Below are 21,151 nucleotides of genomic sequence, written 5' to 3' on the forward strand. Positions count from 1 at the left end.
TATCATCTATGCTTATAACCTTGTCTAAAATTTAAGCTAAACAATTAAGTTTATTATCAATACTAAATTTCTAACATATTTAAAGGTGGAAAACTTGTCATACTATCGAACTTTAAGTGAATAATAAAAAATCATCTAGCAATCCTAGTGATTAAACTTTACCTAATTTGAAATCCTAAATCTATTAAAAGTGGAATGTTTGTCACTATCAGTATAATAAAATGACATTATGGTGGAATGGTATATATATTTTCCACTTTATGGTGACGATTATTCCACTTTAAAGTTTTAAGGTGAAAGTGTTGAAAATTTTTCCACTTTTGTATATAAAATTACCCATACACATTAAAACCGCTATTTTGATAGCGAATATGCTCTATGACTGAAGTACATCAAATCAATGAACAATTGGATTCAATCCCATATTGCATAGGCAATATTCGTCAAAACGGTGTTGTAAGCACAAGTAATCGCTTGATAAGGCCTATTGAGCTTTCAGCAAATGAATACAAAGCATTGCTTTATGCAATGGCTGTTGCAAATTATGGGGAAAAAAATAATGCGGATAAAGAAATCACTGAACAAACATATATCTATTTATATAAAGATGATTTAGCAGATCTATTAGGTTTGAGTAAGCGGAATTCTATAAATGTCGCAATTGACCGTATTTATAAAGAATTATCCTCAAGAGTAGCGCACTTCGTTATTGAGGAGCCCGTTGATGATGGGCGAAAAAAAACAAAAAAAGTGCATTCCGTTGTTCCAATAATACGCGAACTTCGATGGGAGGATGATTCTAAGAATGCACTTCAGATTCGATTCACAAGTGAGGTGCTTCCATACTTTACCCAACTGGCTGGAGGAAACTTTACAACATATCAGTTGAAGCATTTGTTTGCACTTGATTCTGTTGCTAGCATGAGTCTTTATACTTACTTTATTAAAAACGAATTTAAATTTAATACTCAGGAAACATACGAAGTGCCACTCCTCTTAGAAAATCTTAAGGCACTTATTGATATTAATGAAACTAAGTATGATCGCTGGGTAGACTTCAGAAGATATGTATTAGATAAAATTGTTGCAGAAATTAATGAAAATACTGACCTACAGTTGGAATATGAAACAGTAAAAAAAGGACGACCAATTGTAGGTGTTAAATTTAAACTGCATCATAGAGGTTTTGATAAGAGTGAAATTGAAGATAAGAAGACAGAAAAGCTTAAAATTTATTTAGATGTACCTTTCGAAGATAATGCAGAAGTTAAAGAATTAGGTGCTAAGTTTGATACTACGGTTCGTTCCTGGTATATCTCAAATGATGATGCTAACTGTATGCAATTAAAAAAATGGTTCAAAGCTATAGGCTGTTTAACGGACTCTCAAGCAAATGTTGTAATAAATGATTCATTATTTCAAATGGATTTTGCGGAAGTTGGTATGAGCTTGGCTGATTTCAAGCGAAAGATGAAACATAAGCTTAAAACAGATCGTATATTTGTTGAAAGTATCAAAGAACGTTTAAATGAAATCTTTGGTAAAAATGTTATTTGAAAGTGTAGCAAGTTGCTACACTTCTTTATGTTCAGGTTTATTGCAATATTTGGTGTAATGTGAAAAAAGGGGTTCCATTTATACTAGATTCACTGCACTATCGTATGAAATATTTATAATTGAGCATAAAGAAGTATATATATTTTATTGAAAACTGAATAAGTACACTAACAGATAAAATGAATAGTTCTTTAAGATATGAACGGTCTAAGTTTTTTAATTTACTAAATCAAGGTAAGTTCAAGCACTTATCGCTAAATTTTAATTTGCATTTTCGAAGGTACAATATATGAGCGTATTATCTTTTTTACAGTCCAATTTTTTGTAAAGGTAGGGTACTACACCTAAAGATGGATAAAAATTTTTAAGAACTCTAATTAACCCGAATAGTGGATAAGAAATGGACTTGAAAAACAGAAGGACTAGAGCCATCAGTTGAGTTACCACACAAAACTCACAACTCTAGTTCTGATGTTCAATAGTACCGAATTATTCTGTGTAATTGATGATTTCTTTCTTAAATTTGAAGCAACTTATTGGAAATTTCTCAAGCAAAACAATCACTGCTTAAGAATCCGAAAAGTGCAATTGAGTATCTCTGAAATCCTCTTTATCGCCATTTGGTATAAGTGTTCTCACTTCAATAATTTCAAAGCATTTTTTTCATGGCTGAAACAGCATAAAAGTCATTTATTTAAGAGCTTACCTTGTTATCAACGCATGATTCACCTGATTAATATGCATCAATTAGCACTACATGCTTTACATGTAGTTGTAATGAAAGCTCAACATAGCCAATATTTATGGATTGATTCAACGACTCTACCTGCCTGTAAAAATCAGCATATTCAGCGTCATAAATCATTAGCCAAGATCGCATCTCGAGGTAAAAGTTCAATGGGGTGGTTTTATGGCTTTAAAGTACATATCGTGATGAATCAATTCGGAGAGATCGTTAGCTCAGGCTTATCCAATGGGCATGTTGCTGACATTAAAATGGTTGAACAATTAGCTGAATGTTTACAGGCGAAACTCTATGCCGGCCGTGGCTACATCAGTCAATAATTAAAAAGAAGATTAAAAGAACAAGGTATTGATTTAATTACCTATCATGGAAAGAACATGACGTCTATTAAATTATCTGTATCAGATGAATATCACTTAAAGCAGGGCAATAAAATAGAAACGTTATTCAGCTTATTGAAAGGACACTACAATTTAGTGACGAGTAGAGCACGTAGTGCTTGTGGATTTCTAGGAGGGATTTATGCTTCATTGTGCGCATATCAATTGAGCCACCGAAATAAGCCAACCATTCGAGTAATCGAATCATTGGCTTAAACAGGATTCGGGTTAATTTATATACCCAATACCTCTATGTTGGGCAGTTTTTCGTTTAATGAAAAATGAATAACAGGTATAAAATTAATATTCAGCTTGTAACTAGATAATTCATTGTAAGTAAAATAAATAACTGGAAGTCTTATCGCATAAGGGCTACATTTAATTAATAAGGATAAGATTCTTACAATAATTAACATATAATTACTGAAAAATATACGTTATTTCTCCATATTGAATTTACTGATAGCAATTTAGATTTTAATGATTGTGTCCTTCAAACTAATCATTAATCAAGTATTCTAAATTGGTGTTGGATTATAATAATAAATGTTACATGAACCGCTACTTTTCTCACGAAAAGCTCCACCTCCTTAGGGAGGTTTTTTTTGAATAATTTCATAATTTTAATTATAGTATGGAATTTAACACGTATTTAACTAATTTTGAGGATTACGTAGCATTTTGTGTAATTTTCTACTTACAATCTTTACTTGATTGTTCTTCTATATAACGCATACCCTCTATGGTTTACTTTGTGTAAGTATACAATTGATTACATTAGGAGCATATGAAGTAAGGAAGTACATTATGCCACAATATCTTACATTGGCTGAAAACGTCATCGAGAGTATTAAAAAAGAGGGTGAGGGTGAGTGTGATCGAAAGATTTTTTTTACATTAATTATTTTACATGTTAGAAAACAATTAAAGACGTCTCACCTAAAATTTAATCAAGAAGTATGTAATTCAATTTTTGATGATGAAAATCATATTGCTGACGTGTCAACAGTAGATTTGAGCTTGATCCCTCGGATCGATAATGGTGGTGAATTTTTATTATGGTTGGCTGGTTTTATTCAGCAAATAACTATTGATGAGAATAAAGAAGAGCAATTACCTTTATCTACTATTATGAGACAAAGTGTGAAATCCAGATCAGTTATATCTGCTGGAAATCTAGCTACCGATGTGGATTATGGACAGGAAATTAAAAACTACTTTTTAGAATCCACAAAAAACATAGAACGAGGAGATTGAATAATATTTTGAGTGTTTTGTAAGAATATATGTGAGTTATAATAAAAATCACTTAATTGTTTTTATTTGAGTGAACCTGTTTTTATTAGTTTTTCAAAACAATATTAATTTAAATTATATTAAACGTTAAAGTAAATATGAGAATATGGGTCTATGAATAATAAATTTGAATTACATGTGCTTAGCCAGATTTATGATTTTTTGATCGAAAAAGTAGGATTTAACAAGCAGTCTCTTCACCTCAAAGTATTGTATTTATTTCGAGAAATACATGTTGGTGAAAAAATTGACTTTAATGTTTTATCTTCAAATAAGATATCTGGAAATTTTGGTGATGTATCATTGATAAATTTATTGAATGTCCCTCATTTTAATGAAAAAGACAAATTTATTAATTGGGTTTACAAATCTATTAATTTGTCGTAATTAATTTGGTGAAATTTATGAAAATTTTTGCAACAGTTAGTCTAGTATTTATACTCGGTTTATCTGCCTGTCAGTAGAGAGATACTGACACTTATGATCAGGATAAAACAACAACTCCACACTCTAAGGATAGAGACCAATAAAGACAAGGTCTTTTAATCGTGCGCTTTTATTTTGTGTTAATTTATTGGTATTATTAAATTTAGATGATATCAATTGAGAGGTGTTGAGTGATCAAATTATTGAAGTGCTTATTTGGTCTACATAGTAAGACGGAAGTCCAATATTTTAAAGATGGTGAGCTTGAAGTGTGTCAAATCTGCCTTAAAGTTAAATATATCAAATAGATAAATTTGCGTAACTAAGTCTATAAAAACCTGCTAAAGAATATTTTTGGTGGGTTGAGCTTACTTGTGAAACGTATAAAATACCTATCATGAAAAGACCTCCTAAATGTAAAGTAGTTCAAAAGTCCACCTGGACTACAGAACAAGATATTTACCTGATTGAAAATAGTTTGCAAAGTATAGATGAGTTATTAAAACATCTACCCTATTCTGAAGATGAAATTCTTGATCGAAAGAAAACTCTAGGCTTAATTAAACGTGAATGGCAGTTGAGAAAATTTATATAAATTTTTACTTAATCTTTTTCTCTTTATTTTAAAGATCATTTATTTTAATTAATATCAATTTTTTATAGATATTAACGGCTTTGTTGCACAAACCTATCTCTATAGGCTTATTCCACAATATAATTCTCAAATTAATAAGCCCACCCCTAAAATCTATCGTACAACCAATTGGTCTTCTTATAACAGTGCATTAATAAATCGAGGAAATCTCTCAATTTGGTTTGATCCCAAGACTCAATGGTACGCTCAACCCAAAGGTAAACATGGTCGAAATCAAACTTATTCAGATACAGCCATCCAATGCTGTTTAATGATCAAATCCTTATTTCGTCTTTCTTTACGCATGGTCACTGGCTTTGTGCAAAGTCTCATTCATCTTTGTAGATTAGATTGGACAGCACCAGACTATTCCACCATCTGCAGAAGACAAAAGCATATTGATATTGCAATTAACTATCAAAAAAGCAGTAATGGTCTCCAGCTACTCGTCGATTCTACTGGCTTAAAGTTTCTAGGCGAAGGTGAATGGAAGCGTAAGAAACACCAACCTGAATATCGTCGCCAATGGCGTAAACTTCATATTGGTATAGATGCTGAAACCCTTCAAATACGCGCTATTCAACTCACTACAAATAATGTGAGTGATTCACAAGTGCTTGGTGATTTACTCGATCAGATTCCACAAGATGAGCAGATTGACTCTGTCTATACTGATGGGGCTTATGACACCAAGCAATGCCGTCAAGTAATTGCAGACCGACAAGCACATGCGGTGATTCCGCCAAGAAAAAATGCGAAACCTTGGAAAGATACAAAGACCAGCTCGCTAGAGCGAAATGAATTACTTCGAACAGTTAAACGTTTAGGAAGAACAATATGGAAAAATTGGTCAGGCTATCATCGCAGAAGTCTGATAGTAAACAAGATGCATTACATCAAATTATTAGGCGATAAACTCCGTGCGAGAAACTTTCAAAGCCAAGTCAATGAGATTCATGCACGTGTGGCCGTATTAAATAAATTTACAGATTTAGACCGACCTCACACCCAAGTTGCCACTTAAATTTAGATAACTTGGAAGAAGTTTAGCTTTTGAATATTTGTGCAACAAAGCCGTTACAAGGTAAAAGTTATTCATGATGCTTGTGCAACGCTAGACCAAGAATTTAATGGCATCAAAGTATCTGCTGGTCATGTCCATGCAACATTAATGGCTGCTTTTGAATTTGCATATGCTCAAGTTATATCAACTGAAGATTATGTTAGCTAAAGATTAAGATTTTAATATTGTACTTTATTTATAACTTTTATTATAATAATCAATATCATAAATCAAATCATGATAGAGTTAAGCGCTCTATCATGGTTTTTTGTTACTTTGACTCACCTAAAACAAGTTGCCTAACTTTAACTGCTTTCTCGAAGTGATCTAATTTGTGTTTCATAATCCACCACTGAGCAGCCTCCATCAATAGTTCTGGGTTATCGTTTTTGTTCTTGAAGAAAGCGTAAAATGATAGACCAACATTTTCCCCTTTCTTCTCAATTTTCTCGTTGCATCCACGAATAAAAATTTCTTTTAATTCATCTCTCATTCCCGATGTATCCTAATTTTTCAATATCTTTAAAAACCGCTTAACGCCAGATCGATTTAGTTCACCGTTCCCAACACTGGAATCATTCTAGGTCCAGCCTGTCTCGCCTTACCAATAATTTCCACCAGTTCATCATAAGTCAGCTCAAACTTATCCTCACTGTCAAAAACATAGACCATATTCTTGTCTTTGAATTCTTCAGGTGTAGGCGGTACAAAACGCTTTGGAATTAAAATCTGCGCCAATTGTTCATTTGAAAGTTTATAAATATGCATTGTCTTATCTCACTCTAACGAGTTCATTCCATTCGGTTAAGTAGTTCGGGGATTTGCGTTCTTGATTCATTTGCCAGTGCTCATCTTTGCGCCCGCATAAACCCAAGGACAGCGTGTTCTTGCCATACTTGTGGGTGATGTGATTTAAGGCGTCGGAGAGCTTGGCTCGCTTAATCTGTAGCGAATAATCGGTAAATAGGTCAGGGGAGAATTTTGCTTTCGGGACAATCTCCATCAGGATGATTCCCGCCTTTTTATACTTAAAGCCGGGTTTGAATATTTCATCAATGGCCCGCATGGCTATACGGGTAATCTCTAAAACATCGTCGGAGTGCTCGGGCAGCTGCATAATCACGTAAGGTGTGTATTTTGCACATTTATCAAAGCGACCTGTCTGAATAAACACCCCAATCATCTTGCATAAGGACATATCATCACGAAGTCTTGAGACAGCTCTCTGCACGTATAAGCGCACTGAAGATTTGATGTTTTCAATGTCGTAAATGGGTTGGCCATAAGATTGGCTGCTGATGATTTGCTTTTTAGCAGGTGAATCGCTCTCTATATCGATGCATGAGATCCCATTCAATTCGCGTACGGTCTTTTCCATGATAATGCTGAACTGCATTTTAATTTCTGCCGGGTGCGCTTGAACTAAATCCAAAACTGTACGGATATTCATTGCATTAAGCTTTTTACAGTTCTGACGCCCAACACCCCAAACCTCGCCAACGTCGATCTGTGCAAGCATGGCCTCAGTAGAGCAAGGATCCATATCGACTAGATTGCATACCCCATTAAAAAACTTATTCTTCTTGGCTAGATGGTTGGCAATTTTTGCTTCAGTTTTTGAGCGTCCAATGCCCACACAGCAGGGTAAAGTGAGCCACTGCCAAGCAGTTTTACGAATGTCTTGGGCATAGTCGGTTAAATCAAATAAATGCTCATAGCTGGTGAGATCCAAGAAGCATTCATCAACTGAATAAATCTCTTGTTCTCCTGGTGCAACATACATCCCCAGTAAAGTCATAAAACGACGAGACATGGCTCCATAAAGGGCAAAGTTGCTGGAGAACACCTGAACATCATGCTTCTTGATGATGTCTTGAATTTGGAATACTGGCACACCCATTTTAATGCCAATATCTTTGGCTTCTTGGGAGCGTGCCACGGCACAACCATCATTACTCGAGAGAACAATGACCGGACGATTATTAAGGGACGGATTAAAAATACGCTCACAACTGACGTAGCAGTTATTCACGTCAACTAACGCGAATATACGATTTTCAGCTTTCATTTTTTATACTTCTTATTTGCTGGTAGAGCGTCTATAAAATTGCTTGAGGTTGAAGGTCACAACCCCTTGGATGGAGATAGACTGACTGTCTTTCGGAATTATATGCTCGTAAGCTGGGTTTTCAGCTCTTAGCCAAATAGGGGGAAGTTCATAGTCTTCATCCCCAAACATTTCTTTGATTTCTTGTTTTGACATCTTAGCGGTCATCATTAACCGCTTAAGTGTTATTTCACGCTCATCGATGAGGGCTAAAACGATATCTCTATGCTGTGCTGTAATGCTCTTATCGACCAAGAAAGGGTCATCAATTTCAAAGCCAGCGTAAAGCATAGACTCACTATCGACCCGCCCCATGAACGTCGATATTGGGTTAAAAATAAGGAAGTCATTTAAGTCGATCGACTTATCGATATGGTCTTTGGTACCAAAAGCAGGACCAGCAGAAAAACGTTCAAGTGCGGACGGAATTTCGAGGCGGGTTTTGACTGAAATTTCTTTAAGATCAAACTTAGAACCTAGCTCATGCTCTTTTTGTATTTTTTCAAATACAGTATTGACTGTAGGACTTGGAGCGCCATCTGGGCCCATAAGTGTTTGAAGGAATGACCAGACGTCATCCGAGAAATAGATCGGTAGTTTCTTTGACATGTTTGACTCCTACGCTACGAGGCGTGTTTGGAACTGAACTCTTTTTTTAGGATAGTCGGTGGCAAATTAAATTTCAAATTTAAAAGCTGTGGATAATCAATGCACCTTCAAATTAAATTAGGTTGAGCACCATTTTCGGATAAGCGGGATTTAGGGAAGGAGATGTACTCATCCTGCATTTCAAAGAAGAATTCATGCGCCTCTTTAAAGCTGCAATTCAGCCATTCTTTGCGGTATTCATCAGGGATTACGATGATCGAACGCTTCTCATCTTTAGGCTTATGGAATTGCTTCATGAAAGGGTGTTTATCAGCATTGATAGTGAGCATACTCATCGATCGGATTTGCTCTCCATTGATGACAGCATTCTCGTATATGGCCGCCACTGTAAAGGGCATGCCATCTTCACGAGCAATCCCATACCAGTGAGATTTCCCGTCAATATATTTAGGTTCAAAGATGGTTTCGACTGGAATCAAGCCAAACTGAGACTTATGCCAAGCTTCCCTAAAACTGGGTTTCTCAGCGACCGTCTCAGTCCGGGCATTGTATGTGTACTTGCCGAAATTCTTTTCCTTGGCCCATTTGGGAATCATTCCAAAATTAACTGATCTCCATTCGATCTTGCCGTCATTGGAAAAGATCAAAGGTGAAGGATAGTTCGGGAAAATGTCTTCAGGGAACTCCAACTGATCAGGCTCAGGGAGATCTAGGAGAAATGCACGATTCTTTCTGATCGCTTCGAAATTTGCGCACATAGACTTATCCCTGTTTATTCTTTATGATCGTCGATCAAATAATAGCCCAAATAGAAATAAAAATTACTTTTAAAAAAAATCGTTAAAACAATATAGTAGCGGAAGTTTCAAAATTATTTTCTTATTGAAAAATACAGAGGAAAATGAAGAAGTTTTTAGAGGTATCTATTTGATGTGGTCACTGAAGAACAGCTTAATTAATTCATAATAAACTTAAAGTGCTAATTACTATAAAGGTAGGATTGCGTAACATATCTATTATTGATAGATAGAGCCTGATGTCATATCTATTATTATAGTATTTCACGTGATGGAACCGACATGCTTAATAAGCAAAATCCAGAATCAAAACCTCAAAAAGAATCAAACGATGACAAGGGTGATCAGAAAACCTATCAGAATCCAGATCCTCAGAAAAAACCAAATGAAGAGCCTGAGAATCCACTTAAAGAGCAAAAGTAGATCAAAAAGCCCTCGTCGAGGGCTTTTTGAAATCAAATACTTACACTACTTTTAATCTCAAATAAATTCATGCTGGAATAGCTGCGACAACTTTTTCTCTATCCCACAAACGGTGATTTTGAATAGCTTGTTTGAATTGATCTTGGATCTCTTTAAAATTTTGAGTAGAGAATAGAGCTGCATCCTTAGTGAGCTGAAACTCATCTATTAAAGCGCATTTATCACCCAGGAAAACAATGGGCTTGAGATGTTTATATGTCTCTAATACATAATGTTTAGAAACTCCATCAGCCTTAAATACTTCTAAATTATTCCCATCAATCACGATTACGGCATCATAAGTCACTGAAGGCTCGCCATTTTGTCTTCCATCTACGGGTATTTCATTGCCATCACAAGATTTAACAGGGGCTGCGTTCGGTGCTAAAGTTTCCACAATAGCTTTTTCGGCTTCAGCCCATATTTTAATATCATCTATTGATGACGCATTTACACCGTTATGAACGAGCAAGGCAATTTTTCGCTGTTTAATGTCAGATGCAGGAAAAGATGAGGTACTTAATCTTTTCGAAGATGCAATTACGGGTTGGTGCAGACTATCTTGCTGTTTAGGGGGAGTTTTAATACCTAACTCTTTCGCAACATATTCAGCTAAGTCCAAGTCAATATTAGCTAAGACAGCGTAAACTACACGTCTGCGGATATCTTCCGATTTAACCTTAGATAATTCAAAAGAATATGCATCCTTAATATGCTGTTGTTCATGTTTTTCCAAACTATGGTAGTGCATTGTGGCTTGCGAGAAATGATCAGCGAAACTTTCTGGTCGAACTCTTAGTTTGCTGCCTTGTACTTCTTCAGGATGTGTCTTGAAGGCACCACTGTCATTAGGTGATTCTCTTGGCCAATTTTCATCAACAGAATTAGGTTCATAATTTGCCTTTCCTTTATAAACTTCGTGATTAGCATAACCACCTCGTCTATTCGTATGAAAAGGACAAACGGGTTTGTTAATTGGAATTTGATTAAAATTTACCGTACCTAGTCTGTGTAAGTGAGTATCCGTATAGCTAAACAGCCGTCCTTGTAAAAGGGGATCGTTACTAAAATCTATACCTGAGACAATATTTGCAGGACTAAAAGCAACTTGTTCTGTTTCTGCGAAAAAATCATCTGTATTTTTGTTTAAAACAAATTTACCTAGTGGAGTGACAGGTACAAGTTCTTCTGGGATTAATTTTGTAGCATCTAAGACATCAAAGTCCCATTGTTTTGCATCTTCTTCAGAGAAAATTTGTGCGCCTAATTCCCATTCCGGGTAATTGCCACGCTCAATAGCATCCCACAGATCACGTCTGTGAAAATCGGGATCTTTGCCATTAATTTTTAAGGCTTCATCCCAGACGACTTGAGCTACCCCTTGCTTTGGAGTCCAATGGAATTTCACTAAGAATGCTTCATTATTCTTATTAATCAATCTAAATGTATGAACACCAAAACCTTGTATAGAGCGTAGATTTCTTGGAATTGCTCTATCTGACATTATCCAAGTAGTCATATGTGATGCTTCGGTATTTAAAGAAATAAAATCCCAGAAAGTATCATGGGCAGATTGACCAGTTGGAACTTCATTGGCATCTTCTGGTTTTACTGCATGAACAAAGTCCGGAAATTTAATAGCATCCTGAATGAAGAAGACAGGGATATTATTCCCCACCAAATCATAATTTCCTTCTTCAGTATAAAATTTTATAGAAAAACCTCGTACATCTCGAACGACATCAGCCGAACCTCGCCCACCTTGAACTGTAGAAATACGGACAAAGATAGGAGTTCGATTATTTGTGTCCGTTAGGAACTTAGCTTTAGTCCATTTTTCATTACCGGTATAAGCTTGAAAGTAACCATGAGCACCGACCCCTCGAGCATGTACAACACGTTCTGGAATACGCTCACGATCAAAATGAATAAGTTTATCCCTTAGAAGAAAGTCCTCGAGAAGAGTAGGGCCTTTCTCATTAATTTTTAGACTATTTTGATTATCAGCTACGGGAACACCTAAAGAAGAGGTAAGGGTTTTACCTATAGGATCCACGTATGCTTCCTCAGAAAGTTGGTCGATTTTTGGTGTATTTGGTTCTTTCATATCACATTCTCTTATACATTTGCTTTATAACGTTTTGTGAAATTAAGTATTTGTTTTCACTTAAGTTAATGGCTTATTTGTTGACGGATATTGTGTGCTTATACAATTTAATTAGGTTATCTACAATCGAATATGAGTTTCTTGCAAGAAAACTCTTTTTTGGATCAAAGATACCCATATAAACTTTAAGTATTTATGCTTTGAGTAAGGTAAAGAAATGTGTATTTTTTGTTCGCTTAAACTATTCATTTTAAATAATATTGAAATAATCTAAGTCAAAACAAAAGCTTATTAATTTTGATATTCCTCGCAATACAAACAGGATTTAGCCCATTTTGTATTTTGACAGCGAGGGCATTCTTCATTTAAATGATTTAAACGTTGGGTTTGACCACACAACATACAAGAATAAAAGTGATCGACATTATGATGATCTGCGATTTGGTATTCATCGGGAAACAGAGGAAGGCCCCATTTTATATTTTCTTTAGAATATGGGATCACGCTTAGGCAGCCATCAGTCTCAAGCAGTGCTATTTTAACTTGTCCGAGATGCTCTATTTTTTTTTGGCGCATTTCAGCAAAGAATTCATCGTATGAATACTTTTCTTGCTTAATATCTTCAACAATCAGTAAACCATTTTTGACGATGTATATAGGTCGACCTTCCAATACGGTCTCAATAGCATCGGATTTCATCATTAAATAAGTTGTTAAGCGATATAAAGCCATAATTACTGCAAAAACGATGACAGCATGTATGATCGGAACTTCTTCATAGAACATAGCATCGCCAGCAGCAGATCCTAAACTAAGAATAATTGCGATTTCAAAGATGGAAAGTTGCCTAACACCACGTTTACCAGAAAATCTTAAAACTAAGATAATCAGGAAGTACATCAAGACACTACGAAGTACAATTTCTGCTGCAAAAGTAAATGTAGTATCAGCTAATAGTATTTTTATAAAGTCCATTTTACACCTATTTAATTATTATTTAGATGTGCTGATAATGAGCCTAAAAGGCTCATTATCATTATATTGGCTTACATTTTGTCCCATGCATCTTTAATCGCATGTTTGGCTTGTTCCCACTTTAAGCGTGATTCAGCCTTTAGTTCTTCCCATTTTACTTTTAGATCACTTTCTGAATCCTCAAATCGTGCATCAGTACCACGCTCATTTCGGGCATGCTGACCTAATTCATAGGCTGAACGAAGATCACGGTCATAATCTACATCAGGAAGTTCTCGTTGGATATCGCCGTAATATGGGCGGTTTGAATAATCTGTACGCCAATCATGCTTGATTGGGTTTTCGTCTTGATGGTCATTGATAGTCATAATGAACTCCAATTCTATCCAACTAAGAATTCAAAAAAAATTCATAGTTGGATTTAATTAATTAATGAGTTTAAGAATTTAATAATATTATTCAACATGAAAAACTATTATTTCTGTTGAGCGTGTTGGTCATTTTTCTGGTTTTGGTTCGGTTGTTTTTGCTGATTCGGATTTTTTTGTGGTTGGTCTGGTTGCTGTTGCTGTTGTTGCTGATCTGGCTTTTTTTGCGGTTGATTTGGCTGCTGCTGTTGCTGATTTTTCTGCTGTTGATTTTGATTAGTCATTTTACTGAACCTCATAAGATTAGAATTAATCTACATTAATTAATCAGTAGATTTATTATTAATATCATAATTTGTGTTTTAAAAAACATCAGAGGTGTTACATTTTAATTTTTGAGTTAAATTGTGTTTGTTTTAAAGGTTTAGGTGTTGATAATAAATGGAAATATATATTTTGTTTTTTACAAAAGGCTAACAATGTTAAATTTTATTCTTAATTCAGATTTATATCTTTTTGATTGGATTTGTGTTTGTAATTTATTGATTTTTTTTGAATTTGAAAAAATAAAAATCTGTGTTGGATCAATGAAATAACGAAAGGAATAATAACGGTGCTTGTACTTTCAATAAATAAAGTTAAAAATTTTATAAATTAGATATAATGCTTTTTACTAATTTTAAACACCATAATTTTTTTAATTCCAATGAGTGTGATTTATATCACAGATTGTGAAATGTTTCTTTATTTCAAATATTATAATTATTTACTTAAATTTTTGTATTTTAAAATAAATAAACTAAAGGATTACATTTGTTAACGTTTCTTTTCAAAGTTGTTAATTAATTAAGTGCAAGTGTCAATTATGTTGGTATAAGTTATTTACCGCGAGAGAATTATAATGCCTACTGCAGTAAAAGAGAGAATTTTAAATTTAATAACCGATGCCCATCAGAAATATTTTGAAATAACACAATTTTTCTTAGATCCATCAGTGTCGCGTTCTGCAAAAGAGTTGAAAGCTTTTCATTTCCTAGAAAACGAAATACTTCATTTGGATAGTGATTTCTCTGATTTTCCTACTAATGTTGATCAATTGGCAGTCTGGATGCAGAAACAAAATAAAACACAATGCTTGCATTACAAAGAGTACTTAGAAAGGCGTGAAAATGGGAGTGCAAGGGAGTTTTTTGGAACTACAAGTAAAGCTTATGAGTTTTTATACAAAGTAGCACCGACCAAACGTGTAGACGGGGCTTGGCTTTATAGCTTTACACAGTACTGGAATGATCCAGCTTTTAGAGACTTTATACAGATATATGTTGAGGAGTTGGGGTTAGGTTCCAGTCAAAGTAACCATGTAAAACTTTTCAATAAATTACTTCTATCACTTGGTCTTCATCAATTTTCAATGAATTTGCCTGATGAATATTATCACCAGTCAGCAATACAATTAGCTTTAGCTTATGCTCCATCAGATTTTATACCCGAGATTGCAGGTTTTAATTTTGGATACGAACAACTACCACTTCATTTACTGATTACAAATTATGAACTTAAAGAGTTAGGTATTGATTCCAAATATTTTAACCTACACATTACAATTGATAACTTTGATAATGGGCATGCTCAATTAGCTACAAATGCGATTAAATGTTTAGCCAAACGCTACCCAAATCAATCCGAATTTATTCGTAAATTAAAGATAGGCTTTTTATTGAATAATCGGGGAGTTAGCTCAGTTCAAATAATAAAGAACCTAAATACTGAGCGAGTGGTTCTGGAAATTTTCAAGAGCAAAGCTTTGGTTGGAAAGCACATGCATAATGAGAAATGCAAGTTTAATAATAAGTCTGTAAATTCATGGCTATCAGAAGAAGATCAGGTTGAGGAATTCATTAGTGAGCTAATAAAAATAGGATGGATTAAGCTTAACGAAGATCCAGAACATAGCCGATTTTGGAAGCTGATCAATGAAGAAGATGGGAAAATGTTTGGAGTTTTCTCTGCTGCAGAAAAAACTTTTATTTATGATTGGATTGCTGGTGCTAATTTAAGTAGACGCATTAATCCAGTAAATTCAGAATATATAAAAAACTTTATAGAACTAAATGATTTTAGTTATTTGTCAGAAAAAGAATTATCGCTGTTACAGCAGCAAATTCAGATATCTACAAATACTGGGCATAAAATTAGCAAATTGATGCCATATTTAGCTCCACATCAACATCACCAAGAGATTGGTTTATGGGCTACGCAAAAAGTAGTTGAGTATATTTTCCCATTCTTAGGCAGTAATTTTAAATAAGAGTAGGCTAACTTATTAATTTATACAGAATAGATGTAGTCTATGACAAATAGATTGCATCTAGCTATTTTTTACAAGTATGAAATGAAATACCTATGACTCAAACGGACATTGCGAAGGATTAGGGCTTTTTTGAAATTACTTACAAAGAAATAAAGAGTACGATCAAAGTCTAGCCGTACTCTTTATTTTAGGATAATTTAAATAGCTTGCCATTGTTGCTTAACTTCTTCTGAATTTTTAATCAGAACTACTTTGTCATCTTTGACCTCACCAATCCATGCCGTTGGGATCAGATGATGCTGATCATTTTCATCACGCGTCAGTTTGAGTTGGCTATCACCTTCGAGATGATCAACTGTTCCGACTTTGGTACCACAAGAAGCAATTACATCTGAATGTTTTTTAATATCTTGAATATTTAAAGTACTCATTTCTTAAAACCTCTTTTATAAACATTACAACACAGAAGCCTTTAAGCTACTGCTTATTTCATCATAATTGTTGGATTTTAAATAATCCTTACATGATGATTTTATAGATTCACATAAACCTACTATTTAGTTAACAATGAAACAAAAAGAAATAAATAGTTAAATAATTACGAATAATTATCTTTTCATTACAATTTATCTATTTAACTAAACAGATTATTTCAATTATTATTTAAATAAACTCATTTGAATTAAAATTTTAAGAATGAATAGAAAAATATTTATAAAAGGCTCAACTTTAGACATATTAAATCGCTTTGAGCAGTATTCAGCTGAAGAAAAGCTAAGTCAACGTCCGATTGTGTTGAAACAGTTGATTCATTCTGTTGGACGATTGCCTGAACCTGCTTCGGGACAAACCTATCAACGCTGGCAAATTTTTGCCCAGATAGCTGGCTTTGACCTAAGTTTAGGAAAGCTTTTTGAGTCCCATTTTGATGCTTTAAGTATTTTGCATGAACTCGGTTATCAACATGAAATCGATGAGGAGACATGGGCTGTTTGGGCTGCCGATGGTGGACCCGTGCCGTTACAGGTCGAAAATGGGCTTTGTCATGGAATTAAGCCGTGGTGTTCAGGCGCTGAATTTATTCATAAAGCATTAATCAGTTTTAAAGATCAACAGGGGCAATCTCAGCTCTGCATTATTGACCTCAACCAATCATTGATCACCATTGATCTGGCACACTGGCAAGCTATAGGCATGAAGGGAACACAGACCGCAAGAGTCAATTTTCAGGGGATAGCAGTCAAACTCATTGGTCATCCCAATGACTACCTTGATCGGGTTGGTTTTTGGCATGGTGCTGCGGGTGTTGCAGCTTGCTGGTACGGTGCCGCGGTACGGTTAGTGGATGAGCTACAACAAAGTTGCCTTAAAACCCCTAATCCTTTTAAGAAAATGTATTTAGGGCGGTTGGTAACTCGACTTGCTGTAACCCGACAATATTTCCAATATATCGCGCAACTGATTGATAGCCAACCCAAGCTTAGCCATGAACGGGATGTACGGATCTTGCGTGCGCAGGCAGAACAAAGCTGTTTGGAGGTTATTGAAGGGGTAGGAAAAGCGCTTGGAGCACGGCCTTTTTGTGAACAAGCAACTTTTGCCAGCCTAATGGCTGATTTACCTGTATTTATTCGGCAAAGTCATGCGGCATTCGATGATGAGCAAATTGCTGAACGATGTTTACAGGAGCAAATATCATGGCAGCTCTAAAACATCCTTTAGTCGAAGATCGTATTATTGAAGGGCAAGGGACCTCCCGAGAACAATGGCTGCATGCATTTGAGCAGCAGCCGCTTTCTCTACTCAATTTTAAAAAATTTCAATCTAAAAGAATCTTGATTGTCGCACCCCATCCAGATGATGAGATACTGGGGTGTGGCGGCTTGATGCAACAATTAATTATGTTGAATTGTCAGTTGGTGATCGTTGCCGTCAGTAATGGGACACAAAGCCATCCACATTCAACCAAATACAGCCCAGATCAATTAGATCAAATTCGCCCACAAGAAAGCTTAGCGGCTTTACAGTGTCTAGATATTTCTGAATATGTTCAACGTATTGCATTAAATTTACCAGACGGGCAGATTCATTTGCACAGGGAACATCTGTGGCAAGAATTAGACAAGTTGGTTAAAGCGGAAGATATTTTAATTTGTAGCTATGCACTGGATGGGCATCCAGATCATGAAGCGGTAGGAAAGACTGTACAGGCATTTGCTCTAGCTCATGACATATCATATTTACACGTGCTGATCTGGGCTTGGCATTGGGCGCGACCACTAGATCCGCGTATCCACTGGCAAAAGGCTAGAGCTTACAACTTAACTCAGGCCCAATTAATCAAAAAACGTCAGGCCATCATGCAGTTTAAGAGTCAGATTGAAGCTGATGAAAGTACAGGCAATGCTGCGATTTTATCTCCAGCAATCATCGAACGTTTGTTAATGCCTTGGGAGGTTTATCTTTGTGAATGATTCTAATCAATATTTCGAAGCCTTATATCATCACAATAATGACCCTTGGGGCTATGATTTACATTGGTATGAAGCTCGTAAAAGGCAGATTTGTTTGGCATTGCTTACTCAACAGCGTTATTCATCAGTGTTGGAAATCGGCTGTTCCAATGGCCATTTAAGTGTACATTTAGCCAAACGCGCTGATCAGCTTTTATGTCTAGATTTTTCTGAACATGCTGTTCATTGGGCCGCTAAACGTTTACAGAATTTGAAGCATGTGAGCGTTCAACACCAAAAAATTCCTGAATATTTTCCTGAACAGAAATTTGATCTGATTGTCATCAGTGAAGTGGCCTATTACTTATCACGCAATGAACTGCATGAACTGATCGATCAGCTCCAAGACAGTTTAACGCCACAAGGTGAAATCCTGTGTTGTCACTGGCGTCACGCCATTCAGGATTTTGAACTAGATGCTTATCAAGTCCATCATTATTTAAAACAATCTTTGTTGTTCACTCATTATTTAAGTCTGAATGATCCAGATTTCATCATTGATATCTGGACGGTAAATCCTTCATCTTTGGCAAAACAACAGGGCTTAGTATGAAAATAGGTATTGTTATCCCAGCCCATAATGAGGAACAGAATTTATCCGCTTGTTTGCAGTCAATTAAACACGCTATACAGCATATAGGTCACGGTCAGGTCGAGATTCTAGTGGTTTTAGACAGTTGTACTGACCAGTCCCTCATGATTGTAAAGTCACATCAAATGAATTGGCTTGAATGTAATTTTGCTTGTGTGGGCAAGGCCAGAGACCTTGGCATTAGGCAGCTAATCGATCAAGGAGTTACATGGGTCGCTTGCACGGATGCTGATACAATTGTAGATCCAGATTGGTTACTATGCCAAATGCGACATCAGCCAACAGATGCTATTTGTGGAATCGTTATACTGGATGATCTTAGTCACTTATCAATACAACAACAGCAAAAATATCTGACGCATTATCAAGACATGATGGATCATCAACATATACATGGGGCGAATTTAAGCTTTAGTGCCGAAGCCTATATTCAGGCGGGAGGCTTTGAACCTATTCCTTGTCATGAGGATGTCTCATTAATTGAAAAATTTATTAAGCAATGTTGCAAAATCACTTGGAGCAATTTGGTTCGCGTCACCACTAGCAGTCGATTAAATGGACGTGCACCTGAAGGTTTATCGTACTTTTTAAAACATTTATAAAATTGACCTAATTCGAGAGAGAAAGTTAATCCACAGCTTTAGCGGGTGACATATATTATTCAGCTTTATAAATGAGCTATTTAATTCTGTCATCTTTACAAAATTTAAGTAAATTCATATCTTTGCCTAATTAAATTGAAAAGCTAAGAAGAAAAAGTGTTAAAAATAAATGCTTTAATTTTATTTGGATAAGTAATAATAAGTTATTGATATATATAAATTTTATTTTTGTAAAAAATACTGTTTTTAGATTGGTTTTGTGTATAATTTCGTCATAAAAGCCTCTGTGGATTTATAGAACTTCTCTATAGATTAGCAGAGGTTTTTCTATGGCGATTTATCCGAGATGGACGCTCTGAGTTAATTTGTGTGGATGGTATTAAATGATCCTTTTTTCCAGAACTGCTCTTATTGATCCTGAAATTCAATTAAGTGCTCAACGTCTTTCAACTCGTTTTAGCTTTTTCGGTCTTGGTTTCGCCACGGCTGCATGGGCGCCGCTGATTCCTTTTGCCCAGCAACGTTTGCATTTTAATCATGCCGATTTTGGTTTGTTGCTATTATGCAGCGGCTTAGGTGCAATGCTAGCTATGCCTGCAACAGGTAAAATTGTTCAGCGTATTGGTTGTCGTGTGCCGATCGGTTTCGCTTTACTCTTGCTTGCCGTTTTATTGCCAAGCCTAAGCTTATGGACCACGCCGTTAATGATGGCGATCACCTTATTCTTATTTGGTACAGCAGCGGGAAGTCTGGGCGTTGCACTCAATATTCAGGCCGTAGTGGTTGAGAAAAATAGCTTAAAATCATTGATGTCTGGCTTTCATGGTATGGCGAGTCTAGGCGGATTAGCTGGGGTACTGACGATTACTGCATTGCTTGCTTTAAGTATTTCGTCTGTTATGAGCGCATTTGCTGTGAGTTTACTGTTGGTAATTATTATTTTTCTTTCAGTGCCATACAGCATAAAATCTGTAGAAAACACCAGTCTTGAAGCATCCTCGAAAGTGAAAAATTCGATACGCCAGCGCCTGCCACAACCTTTGATTATATTAATTGGTATTGCCTGCTTCATCATTTTCATGACGGAAGGCGCTGCGATGGACTGGAGTGGTATTTATTTAACGCAACAATATGGAGTTAATACCGCTTTTGCGGGATTGGCGTATACCTTCTTCGCGATTGCCATGACCACAGGACGTTTTACGGGCCATTATCTGATCCGTTATTTTGGTGAAAAAAAGCTTTTAACCTATAGCGCGATTTGTGCAACTTTAGGTTTAGCTTTGGTCAGTATCGCGCCTCATTGGTGGCTGGTTTTAGTGGGTTATACACTGGTTGGGACAGGTTGTTCTAACATCGTCCCGATCATGTTTTCCCGTGCTGGACGTCAGACGGTGATGCCGAGCGCAGTTGCACTGTCCTGTGTTTCGACTTTGGCTTATACAGGTATTCTGGTTGGACCTGCTTTCATTGGAATGATTGGTGAGCTGATTGGTCTAAAGACAGTATTTATGGCGTTATCTGGTCTATTATTATTGATTGTGGCTTTAAATCGGTTTACTTATGTGAAATAAGCATCATAGTAAATTGAACTGGCAATACTGGAT

General features: G+C 35.7%; 22 protein-coding genes and 3 pseudogenes. 15 read left to right on the forward strand and 10 right to left on the reverse strand.

What is annotated here, in order from left to right; genetic code table 11:
• The first annotated feature begins 378 nt into the window (after positions 1 to 378).
• From AC5EUN_RS16880 to AC5EUN_RS16915, 8 genes and pseudogenes are all read left to right on the forward strand, one after another.
• The gene (locus AC5EUN_RS16880; protein WP_005324312.1) at positions 379 to 1,557 is read left to right on the forward strand and encodes a replication initiation protein; all 1,179 of its coding nucleotides are present in this window, start codon (positions 379 to 381) and stop codon (positions 1,555 to 1,557) included.
• Positions 1,558 to 2,028: 471 nt separating this feature from the next.
• A pseudogene (locus AC5EUN_RS16885) lies at positions 2,029 to 2,898 on the forward strand (IS982 family transposase).
• 591 nt (positions 2,899 to 3,489) lie between these two features.
• Positions 3,490 to 3,939: a hypothetical protein gene (locus tag AC5EUN_RS16890; RefSeq protein WP_005324305.1), complete on the forward strand. Its 450-nt coding sequence runs from the start codon at positions 3,490 to 3,492 to the stop codon at positions 3,937 to 3,939.
• 153 nt (positions 3,940 to 4,092) lie between these two features.
• The gene (locus AC5EUN_RS16895) at positions 4,093 to 4,365 is read left to right on the forward strand and encodes a hypothetical protein (protein ID WP_493352506.1); all 273 of its coding nucleotides are present in this window, start codon (positions 4,093 to 4,095) and stop codon (positions 4,363 to 4,365) included.
• Between the two features lie 17 nt (positions 4,366 to 4,382).
• Positions 4,383 to 4,508 (forward strand): annotated as a pseudogene (locus tag AC5EUN_RS16900) (hypothetical protein).
• A 293-nt stretch (positions 4,509 to 4,801) separates the two neighbouring features.
• Positions 4,802 to 4,999, forward strand: a complete 198-nt coding sequence (locus AC5EUN_RS16905; protein ID WP_005324302.1) for a hypothetical protein — start codon at positions 4,802 to 4,804, stop codon at positions 4,997 to 4,999.
• 130 nt (positions 5,000 to 5,129) lie between these two features.
• Complete coding sequence (locus AC5EUN_RS16910) at positions 5,130 to 6,062, forward strand: IS5-like element ISAha1 family transposase (RefSeq protein ID WP_493352508.1); 933 nt, start codon at positions 5,130 to 5,132, stop codon at positions 6,060 to 6,062.
• A 54-nt stretch (positions 6,063 to 6,116) separates the two neighbouring features.
• A pseudogene (locus AC5EUN_RS16915) lies at positions 6,117 to 6,269 on the forward strand (cysteine hydrolase); the annotation flags it as partial.
• A gap of 103 nt (positions 6,270 to 6,372) precedes the next feature.
• Here the strand turns inward: AC5EUN_RS16915 and AC5EUN_RS16920 are convergent.
• The 5 genes from AC5EUN_RS16920 to AC5EUN_RS16940 form a co-directional block, all read right to left on the reverse strand.
• The gene (locus AC5EUN_RS16920) at positions 6,373 to 6,594 is read right to left on the reverse strand and encodes a DUF6500 family protein (protein WP_005324298.1); all 222 of its coding nucleotides are present in this window, start codon (positions 6,592 to 6,594) and stop codon (positions 6,373 to 6,375) included.
• 56 nt (positions 6,595 to 6,650) lie between these two features.
• Positions 6,651 to 6,869, reverse strand: a complete 219-nt coding sequence (locus AC5EUN_RS16925; protein WP_005324296.1) for a hypothetical protein — start codon at positions 6,867 to 6,869, stop codon at positions 6,651 to 6,653.
• A gap of 4 nt (positions 6,870 to 6,873) precedes the next feature.
• Positions 6,874 to 8,169, reverse strand: a complete 1,296-nt coding sequence (locus tag AC5EUN_RS16930) for a Y-family DNA polymerase (RefSeq protein WP_151732021.1) — start codon at positions 8,167 to 8,169, stop codon at positions 6,874 to 6,876.
• A gap of 12 nt (positions 8,170 to 8,181) precedes the next feature.
• A complete protein-coding gene (locus AC5EUN_RS16935) occupies positions 8,182 to 8,817 on the reverse strand; it encodes a LexA family protein (RefSeq protein WP_005324292.1) in 636 nt (211 codons plus the stop codon).
• A 107-nt stretch (positions 8,818 to 8,924) separates the two neighbouring features.
• Complete coding sequence (locus tag AC5EUN_RS16940; protein ID WP_005324289.1) at positions 8,925 to 9,575, reverse strand: SOS response-associated peptidase family protein; 651 nt, start codon at positions 9,573 to 9,575, stop codon at positions 8,925 to 8,927.
• 321 nt (positions 9,576 to 9,896) lie between these two features.
• On the opposite strand from AC5EUN_RS16940, the gene AC5EUN_RS16945 reads away from it, so the two are divergent.
• Complete coding sequence (locus tag AC5EUN_RS16945) at positions 9,897 to 10,037, forward strand: hypothetical protein (protein ID WP_005324286.1); 141 nt, start codon at positions 9,897 to 9,899, stop codon at positions 10,035 to 10,037.
• A 67-nt stretch (positions 10,038 to 10,104) separates the two neighbouring features.
• On the opposite strand, the gene AC5EUN_RS16950 is transcribed toward AC5EUN_RS16945, so the two are convergent.
• The 4 genes from AC5EUN_RS16950 to AC5EUN_RS16965 form a co-directional block, all read right to left on the reverse strand.
• Positions 10,105 to 12,183, reverse strand: coding sequence for a catalase (locus AC5EUN_RS16950; protein ID WP_493352507.1), 2,079 nt, complete (start codon positions 12,181 to 12,183; stop codon positions 10,105 to 10,107).
• A gap of 291 nt (positions 12,184 to 12,474) precedes the next feature.
• Entirely contained in the window at positions 12,475 to 13,158 is a 684-nt protein-coding gene (locus AC5EUN_RS16955) for a DUF421 domain-containing protein (RefSeq protein ID WP_004986536.1), read from the reverse strand.
• A gap of 71 nt (positions 13,159 to 13,229) precedes the next feature.
• A complete protein-coding gene (locus tag AC5EUN_RS16960; protein ID WP_004981674.1) occupies positions 13,230 to 13,526 on the reverse strand; it encodes a hypothetical protein in 297 nt (98 codons plus the stop codon).
• A gap of 107 nt (positions 13,527 to 13,633) precedes the next feature.
• The gene (locus AC5EUN_RS16965) at positions 13,634 to 13,810 is read right to left on the reverse strand and encodes a hypothetical protein (protein ID WP_004986537.1); all 177 of its coding nucleotides are present in this window, start codon (positions 13,808 to 13,810) and stop codon (positions 13,634 to 13,636) included.
• A gap of 617 nt (positions 13,811 to 14,427) precedes the next feature.
• On the opposite strand from AC5EUN_RS16965, the gene AC5EUN_RS16970 reads away from it, so the two are divergent.
• Positions 14,428 to 15,834 (forward strand): iron-containing redox enzyme family protein, encoded by a 1,407-nt coding sequence (locus AC5EUN_RS16970; protein ID WP_078424965.1) that lies wholly within the window; start codon positions 14,428 to 14,430, stop codon positions 15,832 to 15,834.
• A 200-nt stretch (positions 15,835 to 16,034) separates the two neighbouring features.
• Here AC5EUN_RS16970 and AC5EUN_RS16975 read toward each other — a convergent pair whose 3' ends face one another.
• Positions 16,035 to 16,268: a DUF2171 domain-containing protein gene (locus AC5EUN_RS16975; protein ID WP_004772208.1), complete on the reverse strand. Its 234-nt coding sequence runs from the start codon at positions 16,266 to 16,268 to the stop codon at positions 16,035 to 16,037.
• Positions 16,269 to 16,533: 265 nt separating this feature from the next.
• Here AC5EUN_RS16975 and AC5EUN_RS16980 point away from each other — a divergent pair, with 265 nt between their 5' ends.
• From AC5EUN_RS16980 to AC5EUN_RS17000, 5 genes are all read left to right on the forward strand, one after another.
• The gene (locus AC5EUN_RS16980) at positions 16,534 to 17,547 is read left to right on the forward strand and encodes an acyl-CoA dehydrogenase (protein ID WP_224469575.1); all 1,014 of its coding nucleotides are present in this window, start codon (positions 16,534 to 16,536) and stop codon (positions 17,545 to 17,547) included.
• Positions 17,535 to 18,311 carry a PIG-L deacetylase family protein gene (locus AC5EUN_RS16985; protein WP_151862441.1) on the forward strand — a complete coding sequence of 259 codons (777 nt, stop codon included), beginning with the start codon at positions 17,535 to 17,537 and terminating at the stop codon, positions 18,309 to 18,311. The genes AC5EUN_RS16980 and AC5EUN_RS16985 overlap by 13 nt, the downstream gene beginning before the upstream one ends.
• On the forward strand, positions 18,304 to 18,903 hold the full coding sequence (locus AC5EUN_RS16990) for a class I SAM-dependent methyltransferase (protein ID WP_224469577.1): 600 nt from the start codon (positions 18,304 to 18,306) through the stop codon (positions 18,901 to 18,903). Before AC5EUN_RS16985 ends, AC5EUN_RS16990 begins: the two co-directional genes overlap by 8 nt.
• Positions 18,900 to 19,544, forward strand: coding sequence for a glycosyltransferase family 2 protein (locus tag AC5EUN_RS16995; protein WP_004638728.1), 645 nt, complete (start codon positions 18,900 to 18,902; stop codon positions 19,542 to 19,544). Before AC5EUN_RS16990 ends, AC5EUN_RS16995 begins: the two co-directional genes overlap by 4 nt.
• Before the next feature lie 383 nt (positions 19,545 to 19,927).
• The gene (locus AC5EUN_RS17000) at positions 19,928 to 21,118 is read left to right on the forward strand and encodes an MFS transporter (protein ID WP_034617010.1); all 1,191 of its coding nucleotides are present in this window, start codon (positions 19,928 to 19,930) and stop codon (positions 21,116 to 21,118) included.
• Positions 21,119 to 21,151: the final 33 nt, after the last annotated feature.

Source organism: Acinetobacter sp. CAU_H_S170_2 (assembly GCF_058890445.1).

Excerpts from the sequence above, each read along its gene's own strand:
- AC5EUN_RS16880 (WP_005324312.1), top strand. The coding sequence starts at position 379 with ATGACTGAAGTACATCAAATCAATGAACAATTGGATTCAATCCCATAT.
- AC5EUN_RS16890 (WP_005324305.1), top strand. The coding sequence starts at position 3,490 with ATGCCACAATATCTTACATTGGCTGAAAACGTCATCGAGAGTATTAAA.
- AC5EUN_RS16895 (WP_493352506.1), top strand. The coding sequence starts at position 4,093 with ATGAATAATAAATTTGAATTACATGTGCTTAGCCAGATTTATGATTTT.
- AC5EUN_RS16905 (WP_005324302.1), top strand. The coding sequence starts at position 4,802 with ATGAAAAGACCTCCTAAATGTAAAGTAGTTCAAAAGTCCACCTGGACT.
- AC5EUN_RS16920 (WP_005324298.1), bottom strand. The coding sequence starts at position 6,594 with ATGAGAGATGAATTAAAAGAAATTTTTATTCGTGGATGCAACGAGAAA.
- AC5EUN_RS16925 (WP_005324296.1), bottom strand. The coding sequence starts at position 6,869 with ATGCATATTTATAAACTTTCAAATGAACAATTGGCGCAGATTTTAATT.
- AC5EUN_RS16930 (WP_151732021.1), bottom strand. The coding sequence starts at position 8,169 with ATGAAAGCTGAAAATCGTATATTCGCGTTAGTTGACGTGAATAACTGC.
- AC5EUN_RS16935 (WP_005324292.1), bottom strand. The coding sequence starts at position 8,817 with ATGTCAAAGAAACTACCGATCTATTTCTCGGATGACGTCTGGTCATTC.
- AC5EUN_RS16940 (WP_005324289.1), bottom strand. The coding sequence starts at position 9,575 with ATGTGCGCAAATTTCGAAGCGATCAGAAAGAATCGTGCATTTCTCCTA.
- AC5EUN_RS16945 (WP_005324286.1), top strand. The coding sequence starts at position 9,897 with ATGCTTAATAAGCAAAATCCAGAATCAAAACCTCAAAAAGAATCAAAC.
- AC5EUN_RS16950 (WP_493352507.1), bottom strand. The coding sequence starts at position 12,183 with ATGAAAGAACCAAATACACCAAAAATCGACCAACTTTCTGAGGAAGCA.
- AC5EUN_RS16955 (WP_004986536.1), bottom strand. The coding sequence starts at position 13,158 with ATGGACTTTATAAAAATACTATTAGCTGATACTACATTTACTTTTGCA.
- AC5EUN_RS16960 (WP_004981674.1), bottom strand. The coding sequence starts at position 13,526 with ATGACTATCAATGACCATCAAGACGAAAACCCAATCAAGCATGATTGG.
- AC5EUN_RS16965 (WP_004986537.1), bottom strand. The coding sequence starts at position 13,810 with ATGACTAATCAAAATCAACAGCAGAAAAATCAGCAACAGCAGCAGCCA.
- AC5EUN_RS16970 (WP_078424965.1), top strand. The coding sequence starts at position 14,428 with ATGCCTACTGCAGTAAAAGAGAGAATTTTAAATTTAATAACCGATGCC.
- AC5EUN_RS16975 (WP_004772208.1), bottom strand. The coding sequence starts at position 16,268 with ATGAGTACTTTAAATATTCAAGATATTAAAAAACATTCAGATGTAATT.
- AC5EUN_RS16980 (WP_224469575.1), top strand. The coding sequence starts at position 16,534 with ATGAATAGAAAAATATTTATAAAAGGCTCAACTTTAGACATATTAAAT.
- AC5EUN_RS16985 (WP_151862441.1), top strand. The coding sequence starts at position 17,535 with ATGGCAGCTCTAAAACATCCTTTAGTCGAAGATCGTATTATTGAAGGG.
- AC5EUN_RS16995 (WP_004638728.1), top strand. The coding sequence starts at position 18,900 with ATGAAAATAGGTATTGTTATCCCAGCCCATAATGAGGAACAGAATTTA.
- AC5EUN_RS17000 (WP_034617010.1), top strand. The coding sequence starts at position 19,928 with ATGATCCTTTTTTCCAGAACTGCTCTTATTGATCCTGAAATTCAATTA.